The following is a 7,292-nucleotide window of genomic DNA, read 5'->3' on the forward strand; positions in this document are numbered from 1 at the left end:
TCTATTCTCAAGCACGAGATATTCTAAAGAAGTTATTTGATTTGACCGTCGCAAGCCTGATTTTATTGCTTACCTGGCCGTTTATGTTGATAACTGCCATTGCGGTTAAGCTAGAAAGTGACGGGCCAATTCTCTACAGTCAGACGCGTGTCGGGCTGAATGGAAAAGAGTTCTCTATTTATAAATTCAGAAGTATGGCTCAAGATGCGGAGAAAGACGGTAAGGCCGTTTGGGCGACTAAAAATGATGCGCGCGTAACAAAAGTGGGGGCGTTTATCAGAAATACACGTCTTGATGAATTGCCGCAGCTTTATAATGTTTTTACGGGCGATATGAGTTTTGTTGGGCCTCGTCCAGAAAGGCCTCAGTTTGTAGAAGAATTGAAAGAACAAATACCTTTTTACGATGCTCGGCATAAAGTAAAACCGGGATTGATGGGCTGGGCACAGTTAAAGTACCCCTATGGCGCGTCGGTTGACGATGCGAGAAATAAGTTAAAATATGATTTGTATTATGTTAAGAATCATAGCTTCTTTATGGATGTGTTGATTGTGATACAAACGGTTGAAGTTGTGTTGTTGGGCAAGGGTGTTCATTAAACTGTTATTGTAGTAATCACTGGGTGTCAAAGCGAGCTCGTAAGCAGGGTAGGTTTATTGTGTTAGGGCGAAGAGCTTGTTCGTTTTTAAGATTAGAGTAAGGGCAAAGGGTCGAAGGATGAAAATAAAACTAATTATTTGTTTTGTGTTGGTGGGTTTTCTAAGTGCCTGCTCGACTAAGAATGTTGTGAAGGAGCAGCCTGTTGAAACCAGTATAGGGGTTGTAGAAGAATACCTCTTAGGTGTTGGCGATGCTGTACAAGTGAATGTTTGGAGAAATCCAGACCTGTCAGTATCTGTTCTGGTGCGCCCGGATGGAAAAATCTCTGTACCTTTGGCTGGTGACATCGAAGTGGATGGCGTATCGACCGCTGAATTATCAACGATTATTGAGGATAAACTCAATAGTTATATTCGCAACCCCAAAGTAACGGTGATTGTCTCCAATCCAACGAGTGCGGATTTTATTCATCGAATTCGAGTAACCGGTGCGGTGCAGCAACAAAGATCGATCCCTTATCGTAAAGGTATTACAGTTTTAGATGTGGTGTTAGAAGCGGGTGGTGTAACTGTATTTGCAGATGGCGACGGGTCTAAGTTGTATCGTCAGACAGCTGAAGGAGCAAAAGTTTACCCGATCTATTTGAATGATATATTAGAAAAAGGAATTCTGGATTCCAATTATACCCTTTACCCGCAAGACATTATTACTGTTCCAGAGAGAGGCTTCTAGACGAATATGGATTTTGCGCTGTTAATTCGTTATATCGGTGTCATTTTTCGAGAGTTGTGGCAGAGAAAGTTTTTATGCTTGTTTGGGTTCACTGTCGTGAGCTTTGCAGTATTGGTGACTGGGATTTTCTGGCCTTCAAAGTTTGAAACATCCGCCACAATCTTTGCCGATAACCAGAATATACTAAAGCCACTTTTAGCGACTCAGGCTGCGCAATCTAAGGTCCAGAACCATACGAAGGTTGTACGAGATATGATCCAGTCTCCTCGGATCCTAAAGACAGTGGTTGAAAATGTTTATGGGATCGACAGCTTTGAATCTGCAGAGGAGCTGGGGCAGCAGATAAATAGTCTGCGTTCTAAAGTTCAAGTTAGAGGTCTGGGGGCTGGTTACATTAAAGTAGCCTATTCAGATTCAACGGCTGATGACGCTTACAGGGTGATAAATGAGGTTGTAGATGTTTTTATTCGTGCAAGTACGGATGAGCAGCGTACGGAAAGTCGCGAAGCTTTTTTGTTTATCGATAACCAGGTAAAGCAGTATAAAGATCAACTATTGCTGGCAGAAGAGCGCTTGAAGAACTTCAGGTCTCAGAATTTTGATGGTCGTGACGGTGATGTGGATTCAAGTATTAGTCGTATTCGCTCGCAAATAGAAGAGCTAAAAATAAGTATCGACGAAGATGAGACATCCATTGTAGCGGTTCAAAGGCAATTAAGTAACGAGTCCGAGTTTTCTTCCCAGAAATATAAAGCAGACGTGTATGGTGAACGCCTTAAATCACTAGAGGCAAGCCGTAATAATTTGTTGTTAACCTATACTGAAGATTACCCTGATGTAGTAAGTTTAACTTATCAGATCGAAGATATTCGTGATGCTATGAGGCAAGCCGATGCGAATAAGAACTCAGATAATGATAATTCGGGAGCTGGTAACGAGCAGGAAGCAGTATTAAACCCATTATATCAAGAGCTTCGAAGTAGCTTGTCGAACGCTATTACCCGAAAGCAGACGAAAGAAAAACGCTTAAGTGCGTTACGGGGCTTGATGGATAAAGAGTTTGACCGGCGCAAACGTATTGCAGAAAGAGGAGCGGAAGAGGCAGAGCTTACTCGAGACTATACAGTGACTAAGCGTATCTATGAAGATATGCTTGAGAGAAAAGAGAAGGCTCGTTTATCAATGACATTGAACGTTGAGGGGCAGGGTGTAACTTATCGTATTCAAGAGCCGGCTTTACCGCCGCTTAACCCTGTTGGCTTGCGTTTTTTACACTTTGTTTTATTGGGGCCAATAGTCGGATTGTTGGTCATTATAGGTTTGGCTGTTGCATATATTTTTGTTGATCAGCGAATTCGTTTTCCTGAACGTTTACATGAGCTTGATGTAACGACTTTAGCTGTCATTCCTCATATTAAGACCGCTTTTACAAAGCGCGTTGTAAGAATTGATATGATCATTTGTGTCGCGCTTTCTATTGTAATTTTGGCTGCATATATAGGTTTGGCATTTGCTGCGAAGTTGGGGATGGTTTAGATGAGTGATATTTCTCAAAGTCAGGGCGTAGCCGGTTTTAAAACGGGTGATCAAGAACGGGCTGAAATTAGGCGTATGGGAGAGGTGGATCAGTTCACTATTGAGGAATTGGAGCGCCTTAAGCTAATTAGCGGTCAGAAAACCAACGCTAAAATTCTAAATATATTTAGAGAGCTGCGAACGCAGCTAATGAAAAAGAATAATAAAAAGAATTTTGTATGTATGGTGACTTCTATCTGTCATCAAGGTGGCGCGAGCTATGTCGCGATGAATCTTGCGAGCGTTTTTGCTTTGGATAAAGCCAAAACCAGTATGTTAATTGATGCAAACCTATACGCGCCAAGCTTGGAACAGTTGATTATTGGGGATGCGAGCGTTGGTATTACTGACTATTTAAGTCATGCAAGCTTTGATGTCAAAGATGTCGTTTATGCGACGGGTGTTCCGCGTTTGCGGGTTGTGCCGATTGGCGATAATAGTGAGGGTGCTGCAGAGTACTTTTCATCCGATAAGATGCAGCATTTTATTGATGAAATTCGTTCACGATACAGTGATCGCTATATTTTTATTGATGCCCCGCCAGTCACAGAATCGTCAGAGGCAAGAATATTGACCGAAATCGCAGATATGGTTGTGTTAGTGGTTCCTCATGGTCGAGCTACTCAGGAGCAGGTAGAAGCTGCAATTGATGTGGTTGGAAAAGATAAGCTAGCTGGCCTGGTTTACAATAATTAAACTTATGATGAATCGGTGCTCACTTCTCAGGTTTATATGCTTACTTGGCCTTTCTTTGCCCGTATTGGCAGCCGAGTATACTGCAGTGTTATCGAATAGTGTTGAGTACACAGATAACATAGGCCTTGCAAGTGACGTAAAAGATCAAGATACCGTTCATACCCTCTCCCTCTCTGCTGGTGTAGTAGAAGAAAGAAAAACGTTTCAAACCAATGCTAACTTTACTCTAGAAAAAGACCACTACTATAGCGGTAGTTACGAGGGTGAAACGACCTTGAGTACAGGGTTGGGATTATTAAACTTTGATCTAATTGAGGATTTCTTAAGTTGGCAGACGTCTTTTACGCGTAGCCAGACTCTTGATGACCCGCTAGAGCAAGCAAGGCCGGGCAACCTAGGGCATAGGGATACTCTTTCCAGTGGCCCGAGCATTACCTATGTAGTGTCTCCAACTACATATTTAACAGGAGAAGGCAGCTATACAATCGTAGAAAATTCTCAAAGTAATACCTCAGATACGCAGCGTGCTGATTTTTCCGCGGCCATTGCTCACCAAATTAACTCGATTACCGGTGTGAACTTAACCGGGCAATATGAAGTAATGTTGGATGCTGACGGTACTGAAAAGTATGACCGTATTCAGCTGGGTGTAGGTTTTTTTCGTCAATTTGTTGATGGCAGTGTTAGTTTAAGTGCAGGGCGCACGCAGTTAGTGCCTGAAGAGAGTGCAGAAACTGAATCAAATTTTTATAGTTTATCTTTTAACCGGCAACAGCTTTGGTTGCATGATGTGACGCTTAGCTATTTGGAAGATATCTCTGACGCGTCAATCGGGTTCGAAGTTACGGTCCCGGGCATCAGCTCTTTTGCTGCAGATGGAAATGATATTGTGAAGCGGCGCGTGGCCTCTTTGAGTATTGCTCGTGAGTTTGGAGTATATGATTATGGTTTTAACTTTTCATGGGAATATGAGAATTATGAGTTGCAAAATGAGGATGAGAAGATAAAGGAAGCCAGCTTCTCAATAGGACGGGATATTTTCTCGGATTTTTCGATGGGCTTTAATGTTGAATTCAATCAGACTGACTACCTGGAGCAGGCAGCAGTCGGCAAAGACTATACGGCCACTTATCAAATAGATGCTGATTATCAGTTTTCTCCGAGCCTTAGAATGGGAGGCTTCATTCAGCACGAAACGAGACGAAACTCCCAGAATGCCGTGCGGGAATATGAAGAGTTGTCAGTAGGAATTAGTCTCAATTGGACTTTGATCTAGAGCTGCAATTATCAATAACTATTGTGTTTGTAGGGATGTGTTGAGCATTAAATGCAATAAAGGATGATTCATGAATAAGAAAAAATTACTAAGCAGTTTATTCTCGCACCTCGGTTTACTTCCACTGCTGCGTTTGTATGATTCTAGAGCTCCATCTTTAAAAATACTTGCATATCATCGTGTTATGGATATCGACGTAGATAAGTACTTATTTGATCAACACTTGGTTGATGCATCCGTTGAGGATTTTGATCGCCAAATGAAGTTTTTATCGAGTAACTATAATGTCTTGCCATTGTCTGAAGCTATAGACGCTTTTGAAAATGCAGGAAATCGAGAAATCGTCTCACTAACCTTTGATGATGGTTTTGATGACCTTTACCACAATGTTTTTCCAATCCTTAAGAAATATAATATCAGGCCAACTATCTTTATCACGACGGGTTTAATAGGTACTTCTGATACGCTCTGGTCTGAAAGGTTGGTGTATGCCCTTAAGTCGAACATTGGGCGAACCTTAAGTGCAGCCCCGGATGGTGCGGACAAAACTATTGAAATTCAATTGTGCAATGTAGAAACGATAATTGAGGATTTCTTACGTTTCTTGAAGCGTATTCCAGACGATAAACGACAACAAAGACTCTTGGATCTTTTTGAGGAGCTGGGAATCGAACGAGAGCAAAGTTACCCTGATAGCAAAATGATGACCTGGGATATGGTCGAGGAAATGTCCGATTGGGGGGTGGAATTCGGTTCACACTCTGTAACGCACTCTGTTCTGGCAAATCTAGATGTGGAAAGTATGAAGGCAGAGCTCTTTCAGTCGAAGGATGCTATTGAGAAACGAATTGGGCGCTGTGAGGTGTTGGCCTATCCTGTGGGTGGCGTCGGGGCATTTAATCAGGATGTAATGGACGCCGCAAAAGAGGCGGGGTTTAAAGTAGCTTGTTCCTATTTATCGGGTGTTGTAAGTTCTATTGATCAGGGGATATATGAATTAAAGCGCTTACATGTGGATAGTACGGTCACACTAAGCTGGTTTAAAGGCTTGTTGACTTGTCCTAGGTATTTTGCTGCAAATTATATGGACGATTAAGGAGCGTGGCCTTTGTTGCATTAATAGCCTACTTGGCTTTTGTTTTAATTCGGCCTCAAGAGTTCTTTGGGCCGCTTATGGGGTTGCCGCTTGTAAAATTCTCACTCATTGTTGCTGCATTGTTTATGCTTGCTGACAAGAATCGTCGTTTTGATGCCCCGCAGAATAATTTATTGTTTTGGTTAATTCCAGTTATATTTTTATCAGCTTTTGTTAATAACTCTTTCGCATATGCAGTTGAAAATCTAACTGCTTATCTAACTTCGATTTTTCTTCCTTTTCTGATTATTCAAAATCTGGTGAATACTGAAAAGAAGCAGCATATTGCACTACTTTTAATGGTGGTTGCAGCTTTGGTTATGGTTAACGACGGCATGGCCCAAAAGGCATCAAATGACGGTGTGGGCTGGAGTGGTGCGGCTCTATCTCAAGGGACTAGGATTACTTACTTGGGAATTTTCAATGATCCGAATGATCTAGGGATGTACTTGGTAATGGTCCTGCCACTTACCTTCTACTTTTTTTATCGTGCAAATACCCTTCTCAAACCTTTGTTTATGTTTTCAGCTGGCTTTATATTGTATGGCATATATTTAACTAATTCGCGCGGAGCGTTGTTGGCAACAATGTCTCAAGTCGGTTTATGGTTCTTTAATCGCTATGGCCTAAAGAAGAGCATGATTGCCGGGGCATTTGCAGCACCTGTTGCTTTGGTTGTAATGAGTATGTTTAGGGAAATAGACTCCGAAGAAGCTTCTGCTGAAGGGCGCTTAGAAGCTTGGTATGAAGGTTTTCAGTTGCTTTTCTGGAAGCCGGTTTTGGGGGTTGGTATGGGGCAGTTTACAGATCATCACTATCTGACAGCTCATAATTCTTTTGTTTTGGTGTTTTCTGAGCTGGGCTTGAGTGGCTACTATTTATGGGTTGGGTTCTTAACATTTTCTGCTCTGATGTTATTGCTTATCTGGAATAAGAAAATAAAGGGGAGCTTATTTGAGAAGGCAAGTGCTACTGAACAGTCCATTGCTCGTACCTTAACTTATTCTATGCTTGGCTACTTGGCGACAGCTTTTTTCCTAAGCCGTTCTTATACACCTATGTTATATATTTTTTGTGCGATGTTTGTTGCGGGTTTTTATCGTACGACTGGATATCAAAAGGGTTACTATCGTCTCAGCTTTAAAGACTATTCAGGCAAGGTTTTTCTAGTATTTTCAGCCAGCTTGGTTTTGATCTATTTTACGGTCCGTTTTTTATTGTGAGGTTACTTTGCCTAAGAGCGTGTTAAAAAACACCTACTTTTCTTCGATAAATATC

7 protein-coding genes are annotated in these 7,292 nt (G+C 41.7%); all 7 read left to right on the forward strand.

Annotation, left to right across the window (positions count from 1 at the left end; translation table 11 throughout):
- A partial coding sequence (locus tag A3735_RS12965; RefSeq protein ID WP_156499648.1) for an exopolysaccharide biosynthesis polyprenyl glycosylphosphotransferase occupies positions 1 to 599 on the forward strand: 599 nt, incomplete at its 5' end.
- A 118-nt stretch (positions 600 to 717) separates the two neighbouring features.
- Positions 718 to 1,332, forward strand: a complete 615-nt coding sequence (locus tag A3735_RS12970; RefSeq protein ID WP_082880615.1) for an XrtA/PEP-CTERM system exopolysaccharide export protein — start codon at positions 718 to 720, stop codon at positions 1,330 to 1,332.
- Positions 1,333 to 1,338: 6 nt separating this feature from the next.
- The gene (locus tag A3735_RS12975) at positions 1,339 to 2,868 is read left to right on the forward strand and encodes an XrtA system polysaccharide chain length determinant (protein ID WP_068634368.1); all 1,530 of its coding nucleotides are present in this window, start codon (positions 1,339 to 1,341) and stop codon (positions 2,866 to 2,868) included.
- The gene (locus A3735_RS12980) at positions 2,869 to 3,603 is read left to right on the forward strand and encodes a hypothetical protein (protein ID WP_068513993.1); all 735 of its coding nucleotides are present in this window, start codon (positions 2,869 to 2,871) and stop codon (positions 3,601 to 3,603) included.
- 55 nt (positions 3,604 to 3,658) lie between these two features.
- A complete protein-coding gene (locus tag A3735_RS12985; protein WP_197476021.1) occupies positions 3,659 to 4,879 on the forward strand; it encodes an MtrB/PioB family outer membrane beta-barrel protein in 1,221 nt (406 codons plus the stop codon).
- A 70-nt stretch (positions 4,880 to 4,949) separates the two neighbouring features.
- Complete coding sequence (locus A3735_RS12990) at positions 4,950 to 5,975, forward strand: polysaccharide deacetylase family protein (RefSeq protein ID WP_068513998.1); 1,026 nt, start codon at positions 4,950 to 4,952, stop codon at positions 5,973 to 5,975.
- 5 nt (positions 5,976 to 5,980) lie between these two features.
- On the forward strand, positions 5,981 to 7,237 hold the full coding sequence (locus A3735_RS12995) for an O-antigen ligase (RefSeq protein WP_068514001.1): 1,257 nt from the start codon (positions 5,981 to 5,983) through the stop codon (positions 7,235 to 7,237).
- The last annotated feature ends 55 nt before the right edge of the window (positions 7,238 to 7,292 follow it).

Source organism: Oleiphilus sp. HI0061 (assembly GCF_001635675.1).